The following is an 18,972-nucleotide window of genomic DNA, read 5'->3' as shown; positions in this document are numbered from 1 at the left end:
GCTCGGCGGCCCCGGCGGCTCGGCGGCCCCGGCGGCTCGGCGGCCCCGGCGGCTCGGCGGCTCGGCGGCCCCGGCGGCTAGCTCGCCAGCGAGCTAGCCGCAAAACCCTCAAGCAGTCGGCCGGAACATCTGAAACATCTCGCCGATCTGCGCGTAATCGGCGCGATAACCGGCCCGCATGATCGGCTGCGCGGCCTGCGTGTCGAACAGACCGTCCTTCAGATACGCGTTGTCGATATGCACGCCGACCACCTGGCCGAGCGACAGATAGTTATCCAGCGGCTTACCATCGACGTCGTGCAGCCGCACGATCTGCAGCAGCTTGCATTCGAGCGCCGCCGGCGACTCGGCCACGTGCGGCACCGCGACGTTGCGCCCCGGCGCCGGCGTGAGCCCGGCCAGCGCGAATTCGTCGACGTGCGGCGCGACCGGCGCGGACGAACGGTTCATCTGCTCGGCGAGCGGCCGGGTTGCGAGGTTCCACACGAACTCGCCGGTCGCCTCGATATTGGCGAGGCTGTCTTTGCGGCCCTCGCTGCAAAAACCGATGATTGCCGGGAACGTCGCAAACGCACCGAAGAAGCTGTACGGCGCGAGATTGAGCGTGCCTTCGGTGTCGCGCGACGAAATCCAGCCGATCAGCCGCGGCGCGACGATCGCCTTGAACGGATCGTGCGGCAGCCCGTGACCGGCGGCCGGATCGTAGAAGTAATGAGACATGACGTGGCAGTGAGTTGGAATGTGACAGGTAGCGCGCAAAAAAACCGCGCGGGGCCGACGAAACGCCGCTAGTTATAGCACTAGCCGCGGCTGATCACCTGCTTGCGCCCTTCGCGAACCCGCGCGATACGCGCTTCGTCCCAGTCGTGAAAACCCGCGCCGCTGCGCACCCCGACCCGCCCCGCGTCGACCTGCTCGCGCATCAGTTCGAGCACGTCTTCGTCTTTCGCGAGCTGCGGCAGCAGATGCGTGCCGACGTCGAGCAGCGTATCGAGCCCGCCCATATCCGCGCTCTCGAACGGTCCGACGATCCCCCAGCGGCGTCCGAGCGACGCCTTCATCACGCGGTCGACCACCTCGGGCGACGCCGCCCCCGACCGCACGATATTCAGCGCCTCGCGCAGCAGCGCGAACTGCAGCCGGTTACCGACGAAGCCCGGAATCGCCTTCGCGAGCACCACCGCTTCCATGCCGATCGCGTTCATCAGCGCGGCGCTCTGCTGCGTGACCTCGGGCGCGGTTGCGCTGCCGGGCACGACTTCGACGAGCGGAATCAGGTGCGGCGGGTTCCAGAAATGCGCGATCACGAAGCGCTCCGGCGCGCGCAGCGGCGTGGCCAGTTGATCGGGCGGAAAGCCGCTGGTGTTGCTCGCGAGGATCGCGTCGTCGGCGAGCAGGCCGGTTAGCGTCGCGTACAGACGGTGCTTCAGTTCGAGCACCTCGGGAATCGCTTCGATCACGAAACGCGCGGCGCCGATCGCGTCGAGTTGCGCGTGGGTTTCGATCCGCGCGAGCGCCGCCTGCGCGGCCGCGGCATCGATGCGGCCCGCGTCGATCAGCTCGTCGAGCACCGCCTGCGCTTTCGGCGCGACGCTCGCGAGCCGCGCCGGATCGACGTCGTGCACGATCGTCCGGTAGCCGTGCAGCGCCGCCTGCGTCGCAATGCCGACGCCCATCAACCCCGTGCCTACCACGCCTATCACTACGTCTTGCGTTGCCATCTCCACCTCGCCCCCGCTGCAGTCGATAAAGCGTTGAAGCATAGCGCAGCACACGCGAATGACGGGGCGCGCGCACGGAAGAACACGGCCCGGCTCCGGAATCGAACCCGCGCACTCGCGCACTCGCGCACTCGCGCACTCGCGTACCCGCGCACTCGCGTACCCGCGTACCCGCGTACCCGCGAACTCGATAACCCGCATGCTCACGAATTCGCGCCGCCAGACGCGACGAAGCCGGCCTTTCCGCGAGGAAAAGGCCGGCTTCGTGGACTCACGCCGCGCTGCGCGGCGTCGTCATGCGCGCATTAGTAGCGCGGGGGCGGACGGTGATCGTCGCGGCCGTCGTGGTGGCGCGGATCGCGGTCGTGCGGATGATGGCGCATCCACTCGTCGTGTTCCCAGTAACGATGGCCGTCCCAGTAACGATCGCCATGCCAGCCGATGTTGATCGACACGCCCACCGGCACCATGTGCGGCTGACCGTAGACGGCCGGCGCCGGGCCGTTGCCGATGTACACCCGTTCCTGGGCCATTGCGCTGCCGGCTGCGAGCAGTGCGCCGCCGGCCAGCAGGGTTGCGATAACCGAGCGCGAAGTTTTGCTAAAGGTTTTCATAATGACCTCCCGTCAAAGTTTTATTCCAGGCCAGCGTCCGTATCGTCTGGGCTTCACGCTTCGCTCGAAGCGCTTCGTGAGAGACCCGATGCAGACGCCGTACGCTTGAGAGCCACTTTAGCGGCCCGAAACGCACGAAGACGTGAGCACTTGTAAGCGCGCATTTCATAGATAGGGACGGATGACGCGACCCCATTTCCGCTCGCGAGCCCCGCACCAGCAAGGCTTTCGGGGCATCGCCGCATGCTGCGCGCACGAATCGACGTGAAGCCCCGTTACATTCATTTCTCTAACGAAATATTTCGCAAGGACTTGGAGACGCCGGCGAAAATATCAATGAAAGGCTGTTGTAATGAATATTTGGCCTTTCCGGCTTTCCCGAGCGCGGTCCCGGCGCGGTCCCGGGCGCTTTCCGGTCGCTTCCCGGTTTTCTGGCAACCCAAAAACAAAAAGCCACGATCCGCGTTGGCGAACAGTGGCTTCAATAATGTTGCGCACCCGAGGGTGCGCGTCCCGGCGCGTTGTCTCGCGCTCAGGACGGTGACGCTGGTCTTAGTCGGTCAGCTTGACGCCGAACAGCGTGGCTTGCGCGCGACGCATACGGTCCGCTTCGCGAGCACGCGCTTCGTACGAGTAGTCCGAATCCAGCGGCAGATGGGGCGACGCAAAGAGGTCGCTGACCTTTTGGAACAGTGCAAAGATGAAGCTCATGGCGACTCCCGGTTAGTGACTGCATTGCTAGGGTTTTCCCTTAAAAAGAATTATAGGGTTTTCCCTAGGGCAAGTCTAGTGCAATGCAGCAAATTCCCGGGTAACGCGTACTGGACAGTTAATTTGGGCTCCGTACGTTGCATCGCGACAACGTCCCCGATTTAACACTTTTAGGGTCGAAGTGGCGCGTTACTGCAGAGTGGTCGGCACCGTCTTGCGACTGCGCGCCGGCTTCGCGGCGACGCTTTCCTTGCGGGGATTGACGACGGCTGCGTCGAGCGCGCCCGCGACGTTGCTGTCCGCCCGCCGCAAGGTCGCGCTATTGACCGACACGATCAGCCCCGGCAGCGTGCGCGTCGCGTGGTCCTGGGGGCGCACGGAAGCGCCGGTGGCGGAGAACTCGACATTCAACGCCCAGTAGCCCTCGTGGATGCCCTGATCGCGCAGCAGCGCGGTCAACAATTCATCGATCGAATATTTGTGCTCGCTAGTCGGCATAACGGTGTCCGCGGGATGGGCGCTGGCGAGCCGGGCCGGTCTCGCATCAGTTGCGGAAGTTTAAAACGCGGGGGCGGCGCTGCGACTGGTGGGTGCCTTACGGCAACTATCGGGGGGAGGTAGATGCGCGACGCTCGGAGAGGTGGCGTCGTGGCGGGCGCTTGCCTTGCGGCAATTAGTTGGGCGGGAGGTAGACGAGCCGCGCCGGGGAGATGACGTCGTGACGGGCGGGTGCCTTGCGACAGCTATTTGGGCAGGAGGTAGACGAGCGGCGCTGGGGAGATGACGTCGTGACGGCGGGTACCTTGCGGCAGCTAGTTGAGCGGGAGGTAGACGAGCGGCGCTGGGGAAGTGGCGCCGTGGGGTGAGCCGCCGCGCGGCCCTCGTCGAAGGGCGGCGCGGCGGCTGAGCGATCGATCAGCTCGGGTTCGGCGCTCTTGTCCGATGAGCATGCAGCACGCGAGCGTGTCTGCCGTGCGCCGGCGTCGCGCCGGCCTGCTGGGATGCGGCGGGGACGGTCGCGGCCGGCGCCGATACGCCATTCGCGGGTGCCGCCGCGGTCAGTGCCGCGTGCGTGTCGAGCAGACTCGTCATCGCCGCCTGCTGCGCCTGCATCATCTGTTCGAGGCGCTGTTGCTGCGCGGTGGTCTCGCGCGTCAGACGCATCAGCAGCAGCGTCTGCGCAATCCCGATCGCCACCGAAACCAGCAGCGCGCCGACCACGATCGACAGCATCCATTTCATCCGGCGCGAGTGATCGGTCGCCGCGCGGCGTTGGTCGGTGGTCACGCCGTACAGCGCATCGACGGTGTCGGCGAACGCGGTGGCGCGCGCGCGGTCGAGCTCCGGCTCGAGACGCAGCGCCGCGGCGGCCGCTTCGCGCCACGACGCGGTGTGGGCGTCGAAGGATGCCGACGGGAATAGTTGTGCGGTGGCCCCGGTGGTGGTTGTCGCGTCGTGTTTTGGCTCGGCCGGGGCTGCGGACGCGGGTTCGGACGCGACGGGATCGTTAGTGGACGGGGCGGCGCTGTCCGTGTCGGTCTCGGTGGCGACCGCGGCTGAGGACGCGGAAGCGGGGGGCGAAGCCGGGGCTGAGGTCGAAGCTTGAGCCGCGCTCGAAGCTGACGCCGAAACTGCGGCCGGAGTCGGCGTTGAAGCCGAAGCCGAAGCCGAAGCCGAAGCCGGAGCCGGAGCCGGAGTCGGAGTCGGAGTCGGAGTCGGAGTCGGAGTCGGAGTCGGAGTCGGAGTCGGAGTCGAAGCCGGAGTCGAGGTCGAAGCCGAAATCGCCGAAGCGTGAGCTGCGGCCGAAGCTTGTGCGGCGGCCGAAGCTGAAGCCGAGGTCGAAGCCAAGGCTAAGGCCGGAGCCGCAGTTGAAGCCCCATCCGCATCCGCATTCGCATCCACATCCACAGTCGAAACCGACGCCGAGCCCGGAGTCAGCGTCGAATCCAAAGCCGACGTCGAAGCTGTAGCCGGTGCCAAAACCGGCGCGTGGCGCAACGCGATCACGCTGCGCGCGACGGTCGCCGCCGCCATCGCCGAAGTGAGCGGCGCGGCGGGTTTATCGCTGCTGGTGGCTTGCGCGTGTGTCGTTGCAGCGCCAGCAACACTCGCCGCGCGTTGCGTCGAGTCGGCATCGGCCACGCCAACCGCCGCGGCCGGCATCACCGGCTCCAGATCGAAGCCGCTCAATTGCCCATTCACCGGCACCGGCGCGTCGGACTTCGACGCGCGCGGCGAGCGGCGCGCGGCTTTCTCGATCAGTGCGTGGACATCGAGCGCGCCGACCGCCTGCAGCACGACATCGGGCAGCTCGAAACCATCGAGCGTGCCCTGGCGGATGTCGATATTCATCGCCTCGAGCGTCGCGCGAGTGGGATCGTCGGGGAACAGGTCAAGCGTGCTGGTGTCGCGGGTGGCGCCGCTCAGCTGCGCCAGGCGTTGTGCCGAGCGCGCCGCGCGCGCCAGCTTTTTTTCGGTTTCGGATGAGACGACACCCTGGCGCTGCTTCTTCGAAGCGGCGCGCCGAGGTTTGGACTGCGGGGATGCTGCGGAATCTGCCATAGATAAAAAAGCGGTCGTCGCCGGGGAACGGGGCGCCCTGAACCGCTCGTCATTGCCATTGGAATTTTTAGAGCCCGCATTGTCGCATGGCGGTCCGCCCGCGCCTAAGCCATTCCCCGGCGATTTACATCGTTCGCGCCGCTCCCACGACCCTTCCCAATGCCGCCATTCACCCGCTCAACCCGCGGTCTCATCCCGCCGAAACTGCCGCACGCCCGGCAACTGCCGCAAGCGCGCGCAGATCGCCTCGTATTCGGTGTTCGACACCCGATGCAACGTGATCGTCACTTCATCGCACTCGGGCGCGTCGTCGCTCTGCTGCATCACGAACTGCTTCACGCGCGGGCTCGCGGCGCCGAGTTCGTCGTGCAGCGAATGAAAGGTCAGCGAGCCGCGCTCGACGATCATCGACAGTTGCCGCCGCTGCTTGACCGTGATGAAGCGCCGTTCGAGCGGCTTGATGCCGGCGAGGATGATCAGAATGATGATGGTCGCCGCGATCGACGCGGTGTACAGCCCGCCGCCGACCGCGAGCCCGATCGCCGCCACCGACCACAGACTGGCCGCGGTCGTCAGCCCGCGCACGATCTCGCCGCGCAACAGGATCGAGCCCGCACCGAGAAAGCCGATGCCCGACACGACCTGGGCGGCCATCCGCGACGGATCGAGCACCACGTGCTCGTCGCGCAGCACCTCGGCGAAGCCGTACGCCGACACGATCATGATCAGCGTCGAGCCGACGCAGACCAGCATATGCGTGCGCAGGCCGGCCGCCCACGACAGCCGCTCGCGCTCGAAGCCGATCACGCTGCCGAGCGCGGCGGCAAGCACCAGACGGGAGATGAGTTCGAGATTGCCCAGCATTGTTATTCCTCCTTGTTTGGCTGCGAGATCAACGCGAGATCGACAATGGCGCCAATGGCAACAACGACCCAACAACGGCGCCCTATCGCGGCAAGCCTCCGCCCCGCATCGCGCATTCCGAATGCTTGAGCCGGGGTGTCAGCGCGACACGTTTGCTTTATGCTAAGCCGCACACCGCCGCGGCCTCGACGCGCGCTCCGTCATGCCGGCCCCGTCCGCATCCGTGAAGCGCCGTCCGCACGCCGCCTCGACACATCGCGCCCGACCAGACGACTTATGCCCAGCACGACCCTTCCCGCCGCTTCGACCATCACCGCCGCGACCGCGCTGCGCGAGCACTTCGCGAACGTGGTGCTGCCCATGTGGCGCGGCCCCGGCTTCAACGCCACGCTGAAGCTGCCCTACGAAGCGCTCGACGCGAGCGGCGACCAGCCTCTGCCCCCGGAACGCTATCGGGCGATGGCGTGCGCACGACAGTTGTTCACGTTCTCGCAGGCCGGCGACGCCGAGCACGCGCGCGTGCTGTTCGACTCGCTGCGGCACACCTTTCACGACACCGATCACGGCGGATGGTTCTACAGCGTCGATGCGCACGGCATCCCGCTCGACACGACCAAGGACCTGTACACGCATGCGTTCGTGATCTTCGCGTGCGCCGACTACGCGCGCCGCTTCGACAACCGCGACGCGCTGAATCTGGTGCACACCACGAGCGCGCTGATCCAGTCGAATTTCGCCGCCGACGGCGATCTGTTCAACGCGGCGCTGAACGCCGACTTCTCGAAGGTCACCGGCACGCCGCTGCAAAATCCGCTGATGCATCTGACCGAGGCATGGCTGACCGCCTGTGAGGCGACTCGCGACAACGTGTTCGGCGCCGCGCTGCGCCGCCTCGCCACTGCGGTCGCCCGGCACTTCGTGCACGCGCCGACCGGCTGCGTCGCCGAATTGCCGATCGGCGCGAGCGGCAACCGCCTGGAGCCGGGGCATCAGTTCGAGTGGTACTGGCTGGTCAAGCAGGGCGGCGCGTTGTTCGACGGCACCGGCCTCGCCGACGCGCTCACCCGCGCGTTTGCCTTTGCGCAGCAGCACGGCGTGGACCCGGAGAGCGGCGGCGTGTGCGCGGCGCTCGACGAATTCGGCAACGTCAAGGACCCGATCCGGCGCATCTGGGCGCAGACCGAATACCTGCGCGCGCTCGCCTGTCACGACGATCCGAACGTGCGCGCGGCATTACCGCAACAGATCGGACAATTTCAACAATGCTTTCTGCATGAAAATGGTTGGTATGAATGTAAGACGTCAGACGGCGAAATAGCCCGTCCCGATATGCCGTCGACCACCCCCTATCACCTCGCCACCGCGTATGCATCCCTCCCCTTCGCGGCGGAAACGGGGACACAGTCTTAGGCGAATTTAGAAGGCAATGAACGGAGTTAAAGGGTCGAAACGTTCGAGAAACGCGAAGCGAATTTTGAGAAAAAAGCGCTGACTTTTTTCCGATAACGGCGAGCCCGTGGTTTACCCTGGCCCCACAAAAGACCCTTATGACACCGTCCTTTCAGCCGGTTAACAGCCAAAACCGGGGAATACCCGGATACGGGTTGGATTGGCGTCTGTCATAAAGACGTGATACAACTCTCCCCTCGCGGCTGAGCTCACATCGAGCAATTGCGGTCGCGATGCAATGCACAACATTTATTGGATCAAAAATGGCAACAGGTACTGTTAAGTGGTTTAACGATGCAAAGGGCTTTGGCTTCATCACCCCGGACGACGGCGGCGAAGACCTGTTTGCACACTTCTCGGAAATCCAGGCATCGGGCTTCAAGTCCCTGCAGGAAAACCAGAAGGTGACGTTTGAAGTCAAGCAAGGCCCGAAGGGCAAGCAAGCTGCAAACATCCAGTCGGCCTAAGTACCTCGGTACTCGCCTGGACGACACGATAGGCGCCTGTAGAGGCCCCATCGTCTAATGCAAAATGGCTCGCATATCGCGAGCCATTTTCTTTTTTACTGCCGGTTTTTTAGTGCAGTTGCTTAAATCGCGTGCATGCCGGTTAATGCGAATTCCGTATTCGCGCCGCGCATTGCGCCCGCATGTTGCGTACGCAACACAGTTTCCGAAATTTCGAAAACAGATACAGCCTGTTTCAATTGTTCAGTCTGCTGATGCAGCGATGCCGCCGCCGCCGCGGCCTGCTCGACGAGCGCCGCGTTCTGCTGGGTCATCTCGTCCATCTGCACGACCGCCTGGTTCACCTGCTCGATGCCGGTGCTCTGCTCCAGCGACGACGCGCTGATCTCCGCCATCATCTGCGTGACCCGCGAGATCGACTCGGACACGTGGTTCATCGCCTCGCCCGCGCGCTCGACCAGCGTCGAGCCGCCCTGGATCTCCGCGACCGATTCGCTGATCAGCGTCTTGATCTCCTTGGCCGACTGCGCGCTGCGCTGCGCGAGCCCGCGCACCTCGCCCGCCACCACCGCGAAGCCGCGGCCCTGCTCGCCCGCGCGCGCCGCCTCCACGGCCGCGTTGAGCGCGAGGATATTGGTCTGGAACGCGATGCCGTCGATCACCGAAATGATCTCGGCGATCTTGTCCGAGCTCTGCGCGATCCCGCGCATCTTGTCGACCACCTCGTTCACCACCGCGCTGCCGCGCGACGTCGCATCGAGCGCGGTCTCGGCAAGCGCGTTCGCTTCACGCGCGTGGTCGGCGTTCTGGCGCACGGTCGCGGTCAGCTCTTCCATGCTCGACGCGGTCTCTTCCAGCGACGCCGCCTGGTTTTCCGTACGCGCCGACAGATCGGCGTTGCCGGTGGCGATTTCGTCGGCGCCGATATGGATCGAGTCGGCCGATTCGCGCACCGTCTTGACGGTCCGCGCGACGCTCGCCTGCATCGTCGCCAGACCCGAGAACAGGCGGCCGATTTCGTTCGTGCCACGCGCGGCGATCGGCTGATCGAGGCGGCCCTGCGCGATGCGCTCGAAGTGCTGGCCGGCTTCCTCCAGCGGCGCGACGACGCCGCGCCGCAGCGCCGTGTACACCGCGAGCGTGCCGGCCACCAGCACCAGCAGGATCACCACGCTGACGATACGGAATGCGGCCATCCGCGCATCGATCGAATCGAGCGACGCGCGGCTCGCGGCGTCGCCGAACTGGACGAAGTTGTGCACTTCGGTCAGGTAAGCGTCCTGGAACGACTGGGTCGGCTGATCGAGGAACGCCTGGATATTGTTCGCGTCGAGAAACTGCACCAGTTCGCTCAGCGCGTCGTGCAGCTTCTTGTAGCGCTCGGCGAGCGCGGCCGCGCGAGTGGCGTTTTCGTCGCCGGTCTTCTGGGCGCTCGCGAAGGAGGCAAACGTTTGATCGGCGGCGACGAGCTGTTCGCGCGCGTGCTGCACGATGTCGGTCGGCTCCGCGCCGCCGCGCACCATCCGCGTTCCGGCGCGCGACAGGTTGATGCGCGCGTCCATCAGGCGCTGGGTGGTCTGGTTGACCGCATCGACCTGCTTGAGCGCGATATTCGACAGTTCGCCGACGTCGTCGTGCGTGCGCGTCAGCGACCAGAATCCCAGCCCCACCGTAACGAGCTGGAACGCGCAGAACGCGAGCAGAACACATAACAGGCCGGATGCGACCTTGATCTTGCTGAACATCGTGAACACCTGTGGGCAATGAATGACGGAGGCTATCCCAGGGTTAACGGCAGGGTCGTCCACTACTTGAGGGAAATGCGGGCAAACAGATGCTTACAGCAGGTTTCATCGGCGATCGTCGTGATTGGAGTGGATTTTCACAACAATGCGCGCGACTCCGGGCGGAATCACCTTGCACAGCGCAGCGGCGCTTCCTAGAGTGGGTAGGGACCGCGCGAAGCGCGCCGGCGCGGCCGCTTTTCCTGCACCTCATGCACCCAACCGGCGTTGCCTGAAGGAACCACGATGACCGACCTACTCGACCGGGCGCGCGGCGCGCTGCACGCCCAGCCGTTCAGCATGCTGCTAGGCGCGGAGTTGATGCACACCGCCGGCAACGAACTCACCCTCTGTCTGCCGATTCGCGACGAACTGAGGCAGCAGCACGGCTTCGTGCATGGCGGGGTCATCAGCTATCTGGCCGACAATGCGCTGACGTTCGCGGGCGCGCTGTCGCTCGGTCCGAAGGTCGTGACCGGCGAATACAAGATCAACTATCTGCGCCCGGCGATGAACGGCACGCTGCTCGCGCGCGCGAGCGTGATCCACGCGGGGCGCAATCAGGCGACCTGCCAGTGCAGCGTGTATGTGATGGAGGGCAACCGCGAAAAGCTGGTGGCGGTCGCGCAGGGGACCGTCAACCGGATTGGCGAGAATGGGGATGAGGTGGGAGGCGGCGGCTAAGGCGGCCCGCCAGAGCGCGCCGCCCTAGTTGCGCCCGCGGCTTATTCCGCCGCGTAAGTCTTCTGCGTCTGCTCGCCGAGCCCTTCGATACCGAGGCGCACCGTCTGGCCCGCCTTCAGGTACACCGGGTTCGGCTTCACGCCCATGCCGACGCCCGGCGGCGTGCCGGTCGAGATCACGTCGCCCGGTTGCAGGCTCATGCACTGCGACACGTACGACACGACCTTCGCGACGCTGAAGATCATCGTCTTCGTGCTGCCGTTCTGATAGCGGTGGCCGTCCACTTCGAGCCACAGGTTCAGGTTCTGCGGATCCGCGACTTCATCGCGCGTCACCATCCACGGGCCGATCGGGCCGAACGTGTCGAAGCCCTTGCCCTTGTCCCACGTGCCGCCGCGCTCGATCTGCCATTCGCGCTCCGACACGTCGTTGATCACGCAGTAGCCGGCCACGTGTTCGAGCGCGTTCGCTTCGTCGACGTACTTCGCGGCCTTGCCGATCACCACGCCGAGTTCGACTTCCCAGTCGGTCTTCTTCGAGCCGCGCGGAATTTCGATGTCATCGTTCGGGCCGCTGATCGCGCTCGTCCACTTGTTGAAGATGACCGGCTCGGCCGGCACCGGCAGATTCGATTCCGCCGCGTGGTCCGCGTAGTTCAGGCCGATACAGATGAACTTGCCGATCCTCGCGACGCACGGGCCGAGCCGCGGATTGCCTTCGACCAGCGGCAGCGTGGCCGGATCGAGCGCGCGCAGTTTCGCGAGGCTCTCATCGCTCAGCACCGCGCCGTCGATATCGCCGACGACCTTCGACAGATCGCGCAGCTTGCCTTGCGCATCGAGCAGGCCCGGCTTTTCCTGGCCTTTCGGCCCATAACGAAGCAGTTTCATCTTGCACTTTCCCTTTGATGTTCAGTTGTGTTCGGTTCGCGAATCAGTTCGACCAGCCGCCGTCGATCACATGGATCTGTCCCGTCGTAAACGACGACTCGTCGGACGCGAGATACAGCGCCAGCGCGGCGATTTCCTCGGGCTTGCCGACGCGGCCCATCGGCTGACGCGCGACGAACGCGGCCTGCACCGCGTCCACCGTCGCGCCCTGCGCCTGAGCCTGCGCGGCGATCCGCTGTTCGAGCGACGGCGAGGCCACCGTGCCCGGGCAAATCGCGTTACAGCGTACACCACGCGTGACGAAATCCGCAGCCACCGCCTTGGTCAGCCCGATCACCGCGGCCTTCGACGCGCCGTACGCGAAGCGGTTCGGCACCCCCTTCACGCTCGACGCCGCCGACGACATATTGATGATCGAGCCGCCGCCCTTCTCCAGCATCGCCGGCAGGAACGCGCGGATCAGCCGATACATCGCCTTCGCGTTGAGGTCGAACGCGAAGTCCCAGTCTTCCTCGCTGCATTCGAGGATGTTGCCCGCGTGCACGAAGCCCGCGCAGTTGAACAGCACGTCGACCGTGCCGAGCTCGGCGGCGAGCGCCTTGATCGCCGCGCCGTCCAGCACGTCGAGCTGACGCGCTTCGACCGGCTTGCCGGCGAGTCCGTCGATGCGGATATCGGTGGCAATCACGCGGGCGCCTTCGCGCGCGAACAGTTCGGCGGTGGCGAGACCGATGCCTTGTCCCGCCGCGGTGATCAAGGCCGTTTTGCCGGCCAGTCTTTGTGTCATCTACGACTCCAGGTTGAATGGACTGCTAACGTTGCGGGATTGCTGGGTTGCCTGCTTATTCGTTGCTTATTCGTTGTTTACTCGTTGCTTATTCGTCAACTTGCGCGGTGTGGCGAGCGCCGCATCGCGCTTCGATCACAGCCGGTAAAACGCCGCGGCGTTCTCGCCGAACACCGCCGCCTGCTCGGCGTCGCTCAACGACGCGAGCAGCGTGGTCGCCACCGAATGCCATAACAGATAGTCGCCGTTCAGTTCGAGCACCGGCCAGTCGCTGCCCCACATCAGCCGCGCGGGGCCGAACGTGTTCAGCAGATGCTCGACGTAGGGCCGCAGCGTGTCCTCGGTCCAGCCCGGCGACGCCTCGGTCGCCAGACCCGACAGCTTGCAGTGCACCTGCGGCAGCGCGGCGAGCCGCGTGATCGCGTCGCGCCACACCTGGTAGCCGGCCTGGCCGAAACGGATCGGCGGCTTCGCGCCGTGATCGACGACGATGCGCAGCGCCGGAAAACGCTGCGCGAATATTTCGATGTACTGGATATGGCGCGCGAAGATCAGCGCGTCGAACGCGAGGTCGTGCGCGATCAGCGCGTCGATGGCCGGCGCGAGGTCGGGGTTGGCGATCCAGCCGTCGTCGGGCAGGTCCTGCAGCATCGGCCGCACGCCCTTGAATTTCGGCTCGCGCGCGAGCGCCTCGATCAGCTCGGGCGCATTCGGCAGCAATAGCGGCACCCAGCCGACCACGCCGGCAATCGACGGCTCATGGCGCGCGAGTTCGAGCAGGTAGCGGGTTTCGTCGAGCGTCGGCGCGGCCTGCACGACCACGGTCCGCTCGATGCCGGCCTGCTCGCGCAGCGGCTTCAGGTCGGCGGGGCCGAACGGCCGGTAGAGGATTTTCAGCTCGGGGGTCAGCCACTCGTAGTCCCCGCGCGCGGGGTCCCAGTAGTGCTGGTGAGCGTCGATCGGCATGTCGGGTCAGTCCTCGGGGGCGGGCGCGCGAGGGTCGAGCAGGCCGGCCTCGCGCAACGCGGACCACAGCGCGGCGGGAATCGGCTGTTCGAACGACGCGACGTTCTCGCGCAATTCATCGGCACTGCGCGCGCCGGTCAGCACGGTGGCGACCGCCGGATGCGCATACGGAAACTGCAACGCGGCGGCGGCAAGCGGCACGCCATGCGCGCGGCACACCGCCTCCAGACGCGCGACCCGCTCGATCACCTCGGCGGGCGCCGCGCCATAGTTGAACTTCAGATCGCCCGCGACGCCGCGCGCCAGAATGCCGGAGTTGAACGCGCCGCCTAACAGGATGCCGACGCCGCGCGCTTCGCACGCGGGCAGCAGGTCGTCGAGAGTGCTCTGCTCGAGGAGCGTATAACGGCCGGCGAGCAGCGCGCAATCGATATCGAATTCGGCCAGCGCGTCGAGAATCACCGCGCCTTCGTTGACGCCGAGGCCCACCGCCTTGATCGCGCCGCTCGCGCGCAGGCGGTCCAGAGCGCGAAAGCCGCCGCCTTCGGTCAGTTGCCGCCAGTAGTGCGGATGCCGGTCGCCGTGCGTGGCGCGGCCGATGTCGTGCACCAGCAGGATGTCCATATCGACGATGCCCAGGCGCTGCTGGCTATCCTCGAACGAGCGCATGATGCCGTCGTGCGTGTAGTCGTAGATCGCTTCGAACGGCAGCGGATTCTGCCAGCCCTCGCGGTCGTCGAACGGCGAGGTGCGCGGCACGAAGCGGCGGCCCACCTTGGTCGACAGCACGTAGTCGGCACGCGGATAGCCGCGCAGCGCGGCGCCGAGCCGGTGCTCGGCCTTGGTGTTGCCGTAGTGCGGCGCAGTGTCGAAGTAGCGCACGCCGGCGTCCCATGCGGCCGCGATGGTCGCGTGCGCCTCCTCGTCGGTCAGGTCGCGGTACAGGCCGCCGAGCGGCGCGGTGCCGAGGCTCAGGCCCGTCACCTCCAGCGTGCCGCGGCCGATGCGGCGCCGCCGTCCGACCTTCGATCCGATCGATGCCGTCATCAGCGCGTCTCCTATCTCGATTTTGTGATGGTTTTACCATGCGTGGCGGCCGAGCATCGGCAGCGTGCATTCATTCACCAATAAACGTATTATTCATAGCCGAATTTTTACAAGTCAAGACCAGCGCGCGGCCTGGAGGCCTGGGTTTTCCCTGGATGAGTGTCGCCATAACGGCAAAGCACGCCGAACGCCGGGCCAATCACCAGATAATAAGAACTCCGGACGAAATTCTCCTGACGATAACGATGGACGCAGAAGACAAAGACGACGACCGCTACCGCGCCCCCGCGCTCGATAAAGGCCTCGACATTCTCGAACTGCTGGCCGACCAGAAGGAAGGCCTGACGCGCGCCGAAATCACCCGCCTGCTCGGCCGCAACGCGAGCGAGATGTACCGGATGCTCGAACGGCTGGTCGCGCGTCAGTACGTGGTGCGCTCGGCGGCCGGCGACCGCTATTCGCTGAGCCTGAAGCTGTACGCGCTCGCGCATCGTCATCCGCCGATGAACCGGCTGATCTCGGAGGCGCTGCCGCTGATGCAGCGTTTCGCCGATGCGGCCGAGCAGTCGTGTCACCTGGTCGTCTACGATCGCGGCAACCTGCTGGTGATCGCCCAGGTCGACGGCCCGGGTACGTGGGGGATGTCGGTGCGGCTCGGCTCGCGGGTCGGGCTGATCGACACCGGCTCGGGCCGCGTGATGCTCGCGTTCCAGAGCGTCGAGCAGCGCCGCCAGATGTTCGCCGAGCACACCCGCGTGAAGGGCGAGGTGACGATCGATAGCGACGCGCTGGAGGACGCCTGCGAGCAGATTCGCGCGACCGGCTTCTCGCGCAAGGACAGCCAGCAGACCTTCGGCGTCACCGATCTGACCTTCCCGCTGCTCGGACCCGCGGGTCAGGCGATCGCGGTGCTCACCTGCCCGTACCTGCGGCGCATCGACGAATACGTCGCGCCGTCGGTCGAAACGGTCACTGAGCTGCTGCGCGATACGGTGCAGGCGCTGTCGATGCATCGGGCCCCCGATATGTGACCGGCAGGCTGCGCGGCACACCTTCGCACATGGTTTAGAATGGCGGCCCTTCCAAAATTACGCCGCATGAATCGCTCATGCGCGCGCATCGATTGAGCAATGGCCAAACTTCTGACCGATTCCGAATTTCAGCGCTTTTCCGAACTCCAGCAGAAGCAGTCGAGCTTCACGATCACCGCGGCGGAAGCCGACGAACTGCGCGACCTCGTCGCGCACGCGCAGAAGCGCCGCGACGATCGCGCCGCGGCGATGCAGAGCATCGAGACCTTCATCCAGCAATTCGACATCACGCCCGACGAGCTGTTTTCGGCCGAGCAGATCGGCGACGCCGCGCGCACCTTCGGCCTGATCCCGGCCGCGCGCAAGGAGCGCGTGCTGCCGCCGTCGCTGATCTTCAACGGCAAGCCGTATCAGTGGACTACGCGCGCGCTGCCCGATGAAATCCGCGTGCCGCTGTTCGATGCGTTCAAGGCCGGCGAATCGGTGAAGTCGTTTATTTCGACGCTGAAAGATGCGACCCGCTGCGCGACGACGATCGCGCGTCTGGAACGCGAAACCGGCGCGGTGTATGCCGAGGCGTGGCTCGAAGAGCTGGCGGTGACGCGCGCGCAGGTCGATGAGGCGGCGGGCAAGCTCGCGGCCTGAAGTTAGCGAGTGGGAGCGTTCGCAGCACGGAGCGACGCGCTGCGAACGCGTAAGGCGGCTTGCGTGCCGCGCACTCGCGGCGCGTAGACGCGAGGAGCCCTGCGGGCGAGGCTTGCGACGCACGGCTCACGCATCGCATGCGCCAAGCGCGGCAGCCGCCCCCTCAACCTGCCGGTTGTCTTTGCGCGGACCGTGTGTCCGCGCCCGTCGGCTCCGGTTCATCCAGCGCCATCCTGAACCCCACCACACCGGGATCCTCGGTGCGCGTGATCGTGAAGCCGCTGCGCTTCGCCAGCGCGATCATCGCGCTGTTCTCGCGCAACGCCTCGCCGATCAGCCAATGCGTGCCGCGCGCCCGCGCGTACGCGATGATCCGCTCCATCAGCAACTGACCGAGCCGCCGGCCCTTCTGGTCCGAGCGCACGGTCACCGCGAACTCGGCCGTCTCGTTGTCCGGATCGGCGACCGCGCGCACCACGCCGAGCGTGTGCGCGACGCCGTCGGCGTTCTCGACGGTTGCGATCAGCGCCATCTCGCGGTCGTAATCGATCTGCGTCATCCGCGCGAGTTGCGAATGGTCGAAGGTGCCGACCGCGCCGAAAAAGCGCAGACGCAAATCCTCCGGCGTCATCGCCTTCACGAAGTCGCTGTGCGCGATTTCGTCTTCCGGGCGGATCGGCCGCACTGTCACGCGCAGACCATGCCAGTCGATCGTTTCCTCGAAGCGGCGCGGGTACGGCATGATCGCGAGCCGGCTGCGCTCGGCGCCGACGCGCAGCACCGGGTCGACGACCGTCACGTGGTCGCGGTAGACCCGCAGCGCCAGCTTCAGACCGACGATTTCCCGCACGTCGCAGACCGCCTGCGACAGCGCGGTCAATGCCGCGAGCGTCGGTTCCGGCGCGACCAGCCGCGCGTAGTGCGAACGCGTGACGATGTCGCGCGCGAGGATCGGATTGAGCGGCGGCAGGCCGTACACGCGCAGGCCTTCGGAGACGCCGTCTATCGCGGGTGCGGTGAAGCGGAATACCGGGCCGAAATTGTCGTCGTCGTGGAGTTGGATCGCCAGGTCGACGATGGGTTGGGAAGCTGAGGTCGCGTCCTGTCGTTCGGCGCCTTCCACCCGCAATCCGAAGCGCGCAAGAAACCGCGCCGCCGCGTCCCCGCTCAATTCATGTTCACCTGCCGCCAACACGTCGCGCGCCTGCGCCTGAGCGGCATCGATCGCGTCGGGAATCTGCGCGGGCAAACCTTCCGGCGTCTGCATCAACAGCTCACGGCCCAAGCGGTAATCGACCAGCCGCGCGAACGCGCGCGCGAGCCGCTGCGGGGTCGTATGCACCGGGATGCCCTGCGCGTGCAGCGCATCGCGCCGCGTCGCATCGACGCCGCCGAAGAAGCACGCGAGCAGTCCCCGATACGCGAACTGCTGATGTTCGATCAGCGCCTGCGCGACTTCATCGACCGGCGCGCCGTGGGTCGACGCGTGGACCACGAACGCGGTGCCGGTATCGCGATGCGCGGCGAGCAGCTTCAGCGCGGTGCCGAAATGCTCGGGGCGCGCGTCGTCGCCGAGCAGCAGCGGATTGCCGCCGACCGCGCGCGGCAACGCGTCCCGCAGCGCGTCCGACACCTCTTCGGGCCACGGCGCGAGCAGCCCGCCGGCCGCGCCGAACGCGTCGCGCGCGAGCGTCGCGAGACCGTGGTCGCTGGTGATCAGCGTCGCGGTGCCGCCGGCGGCCACGCGGCCCACACCGAGCGTTTCGATTTCGTCGAGCAGATCGTCGAGCGCGTCGACGCGCACCAGCCCCGCGCGCCGGAACGCCGCCGTGTAGAGGCCGTCTGCCGGATCGTCGCGACCGGAGCGCAGCGCCAGCACCGGCTTGTTGCGCGCCGCCGCGCGCGCGGCCGACATGAATTTGCGCGCGGCCCGCACGCTGTCGAGTTCGAGCAGGATCGCGCGGGTGCCGGGGTCGCTGGCCAGATAGTCGAGCACGTCGCCGGCATCGACGTCGGCTTCCTCGCCGAGCGCGACCGCGTGCGAGAAGCCGAGCCCGCGCGCCTGCGCCCAGCCGAGCACCGCGTTGGTCAGCGCGTTCGACTGCGACACCCACGCGACGCCGCCCGCCTTGACCGTGCACGACGGCGCGCCCAGCTGCGCGCCGAGCGCCGGCGACACCACGCCGAGACTGCCCGGCCCGACGATCCGCAACAGATGCGGGCGCGCCGCCGACAACGCGTGCCGCACCGCGAGCCGGTCCTCGTCGCCGTCCACGGTGCCGACGATGATCGCCGCGCGCGTGCCCATCCCGCCGAGCTTGTGGATCAGGCCGGGCCAGGTCGCGGGCGGGGTGCAGATCACCGCGACCGTCGGCGGCTGCGGCAGATCGCCGGCATCGTGAATCACCGGGTGGCCGCCGAGCGTGTCGTATTTCGGATTGACCGGCCACACCGGTCCGGCGAAACCGCCTTCCAGCACGCGCGCCCACACCATCGCGCCGGTGCTGCCCGGCCGCTCGGACGCGCCGATCACGGCGACGGACTTGGGGCGAAACAACGCATCGAGGTTGCGGACGGTCACGGGCACTCCGGGCGGGTTGCGGTTGGAGGGAAGCGCCGGCGGCGCGGTGGCATGATGGCGCGCGCGGTTACGTCAGCATAGGCGAAGTCCGTGACGGCGGCGCGCGATACGGCGGGCGACGGCGCGAAAAAAAAGCCGCGTCGATCGACGCGGCTTTTTTGCCTACGGA

Annotated in this window: 18 protein-coding genes; 5 read left to right on the top strand and 13 right to left on the bottom strand. The window is 66.5% G+C overall.

The genetic code is table 11. From position 1 onward, the window contains the following. Window positions 1-108: 108 nt before the first annotated feature. From BTH42_RS30240 to BTH42_RS30215, 7 genes are all read right to left on the bottom strand, one after another. On the bottom strand, window positions 109-720 hold the full coding sequence (locus tag BTH42_RS30240) for a flavin reductase family protein (RefSeq protein WP_075304853.1): 612 nt from the start codon (window positions 718-720) through the stop codon (window positions 109-111). Window positions 721-800: 80 nt separating this feature from the next. Beyond that, window positions 801-1,721, bottom strand: a complete 921-nt coding sequence (locus BTH42_RS30235) for a 3-hydroxyacyl-CoA dehydrogenase family protein (protein WP_075304864.1) — start codon at window positions 1,719-1,721, stop codon at window positions 801-803. 305 nt (window positions 1,722-2,026) lie between these two features. After that, window positions 2,027-2,335 carry a hypothetical protein gene (locus BTH42_RS30230; RefSeq protein ID WP_075304852.1) on the bottom strand — a complete coding sequence of 103 codons (309 nt, stop codon included), beginning with the start codon at window positions 2,333-2,335 and terminating at the stop codon, window positions 2,027-2,029. A gap of 552 nt (window positions 2,336-2,887) precedes the next feature. Further along, window positions 2,888-3,046, bottom strand: a complete 159-nt coding sequence (locus tag BTH42_RS35690) for a hypothetical protein (RefSeq protein WP_178392266.1) — start codon at window positions 3,044-3,046, stop codon at window positions 2,888-2,890. Window positions 3,047-3,235: 189 nt separating this feature from the next. Next, window positions 3,236-3,544 carry a hypothetical protein gene (locus tag BTH42_RS30225; protein WP_075304851.1) on the bottom strand — a complete coding sequence of 103 codons (309 nt, stop codon included), beginning with the start codon at window positions 3,542-3,544 and terminating at the stop codon, window positions 3,236-3,238. A gap of 417 nt (window positions 3,545-3,961) precedes the next feature. Next, on the bottom strand, window positions 3,962-5,608 hold the full coding sequence (locus tag BTH42_RS35685; protein WP_075304850.1) for a hypothetical protein: 1,647 nt from the start codon (window positions 5,606-5,608) through the stop codon (window positions 3,962-3,964). Between the two features lie 177 nt (window positions 5,609-5,785). Further along, window positions 5,786-6,472 carry an MgtC/SapB family protein gene (locus tag BTH42_RS30215; RefSeq protein WP_075304849.1) on the bottom strand — a complete coding sequence of 229 codons (687 nt, stop codon included), beginning with the start codon at window positions 6,470-6,472 and terminating at the stop codon, window positions 5,786-5,788. 276 nt (window positions 6,473-6,748) lie between these two features. Here BTH42_RS30215 and BTH42_RS30210 point away from each other — a divergent pair, with 276 nt between their 5' ends. Together BTH42_RS30210 and BTH42_RS30205 are read left to right on the top strand one after the other, a co-directional pair. Then, window positions 6,749-7,882: an AGE family epimerase/isomerase gene (locus BTH42_RS30210; protein WP_075304848.1), complete on the top strand. Its 1,134-nt coding sequence runs from the start codon at window positions 6,749-6,751 to the stop codon at window positions 7,880-7,882. 302 nt (window positions 7,883-8,184) lie between these two features. Continuing rightward, a complete protein-coding gene (locus BTH42_RS30205) occupies window positions 8,185-8,388 on the top strand; it encodes a cold-shock protein (RefSeq protein ID WP_075304847.1) in 204 nt (67 codons plus the stop codon). Between the two features lie 122 nt (window positions 8,389-8,510). On the opposite strand, the gene BTH42_RS30200 is transcribed toward BTH42_RS30205, so the two are convergent. Next, window positions 8,511-10,133, bottom strand: coding sequence for a methyl-accepting chemotaxis protein (locus BTH42_RS30200; RefSeq protein WP_075304863.1), 1,623 nt, complete (start codon window positions 10,131-10,133; stop codon window positions 8,511-8,513). A gap of 285 nt (window positions 10,134-10,418) precedes the next feature. On the opposite strand from BTH42_RS30200, the gene BTH42_RS30195 reads away from it, so the two are divergent. Continuing rightward, window positions 10,419-10,856 carry a PaaI family thioesterase gene (locus BTH42_RS30195; RefSeq protein ID WP_075304846.1) on the top strand — a complete coding sequence of 146 codons (438 nt, stop codon included), beginning with the start codon at window positions 10,419-10,421 and terminating at the stop codon, window positions 10,854-10,856. 41 nt (window positions 10,857-10,897) lie between these two features. On the opposite strand, the gene BTH42_RS30190 is transcribed toward BTH42_RS30195, so the two are convergent. The 4 genes from BTH42_RS30190 to BTH42_RS30175 all read right to left on the bottom strand — a co-directional run bounded on the left by BTH42_RS30190 (window position 10,898) and on the right by BTH42_RS30175 (window position 14,546). Next, on the bottom strand, window positions 10,898-11,746 hold the full coding sequence (locus BTH42_RS30190; RefSeq protein ID WP_075304845.1) for an ureidoglycolate lyase: 849 nt from the start codon (window positions 11,744-11,746) through the stop codon (window positions 10,898-10,900). Between the two features lie 43 nt (window positions 11,747-11,789). Further along, window positions 11,790-12,533, bottom strand: coding sequence for an SDR family oxidoreductase (locus BTH42_RS30185; protein WP_075304844.1), 744 nt, complete (start codon window positions 12,531-12,533; stop codon window positions 11,790-11,792). Window positions 12,534-12,668: 135 nt separating this feature from the next. Then, window positions 12,669-13,499 carry an amidohydrolase gene (locus tag BTH42_RS30180; RefSeq protein WP_075304843.1) on the bottom strand — a complete coding sequence of 277 codons (831 nt, stop codon included), beginning with the start codon at window positions 13,497-13,499 and terminating at the stop codon, window positions 12,669-12,671. A gap of 6 nt (window positions 13,500-13,505) precedes the next feature. Continuing rightward, complete coding sequence (locus BTH42_RS30175; RefSeq protein WP_075304842.1) at window positions 13,506-14,546, bottom strand: aldo/keto reductase; 1,041 nt, start codon at window positions 14,544-14,546, stop codon at window positions 13,506-13,508. A gap of 245 nt (window positions 14,547-14,791) precedes the next feature. On the opposite strand from BTH42_RS30175, the gene BTH42_RS30170 reads away from it, so the two are divergent. Beyond that, window positions 14,792-15,577, top strand: coding sequence for an IclR family transcriptional regulator (locus BTH42_RS30170; protein WP_075304841.1), 786 nt, complete (start codon window positions 14,792-14,794; stop codon window positions 15,575-15,577). A gap of 99 nt (window positions 15,578-15,676) precedes the next feature. Then, window positions 15,677-16,222, top strand: a complete 546-nt coding sequence (locus tag BTH42_RS30165; RefSeq protein ID WP_075304840.1) for a hypothetical protein — start codon at window positions 15,677-15,679, stop codon at window positions 16,220-16,222. A 163-nt stretch (window positions 16,223-16,385) separates the two neighbouring features. Here the strand turns inward: BTH42_RS30165 and BTH42_RS30160 are convergent, their stop codons facing one another. Next, window positions 16,386-18,803, bottom strand: a complete 2,418-nt coding sequence (locus tag BTH42_RS30160; RefSeq protein ID WP_075304839.1) for a GNAT family N-acetyltransferase — start codon at window positions 18,801-18,803, stop codon at window positions 16,386-16,388. Window positions 18,804-18,972 lie beyond the last annotated feature (169 nt).

Source organism: Burkholderia sp. SRS-W-2-2016, from assembly GCF_001931485.1.
GTDB lineage: Bacteria > Pseudomonadota > Gammaproteobacteria > Burkholderiales > Burkholderiaceae > Paraburkholderia.
This window is presented reverse-complemented; position numbering and strand designations above follow the sequence as displayed.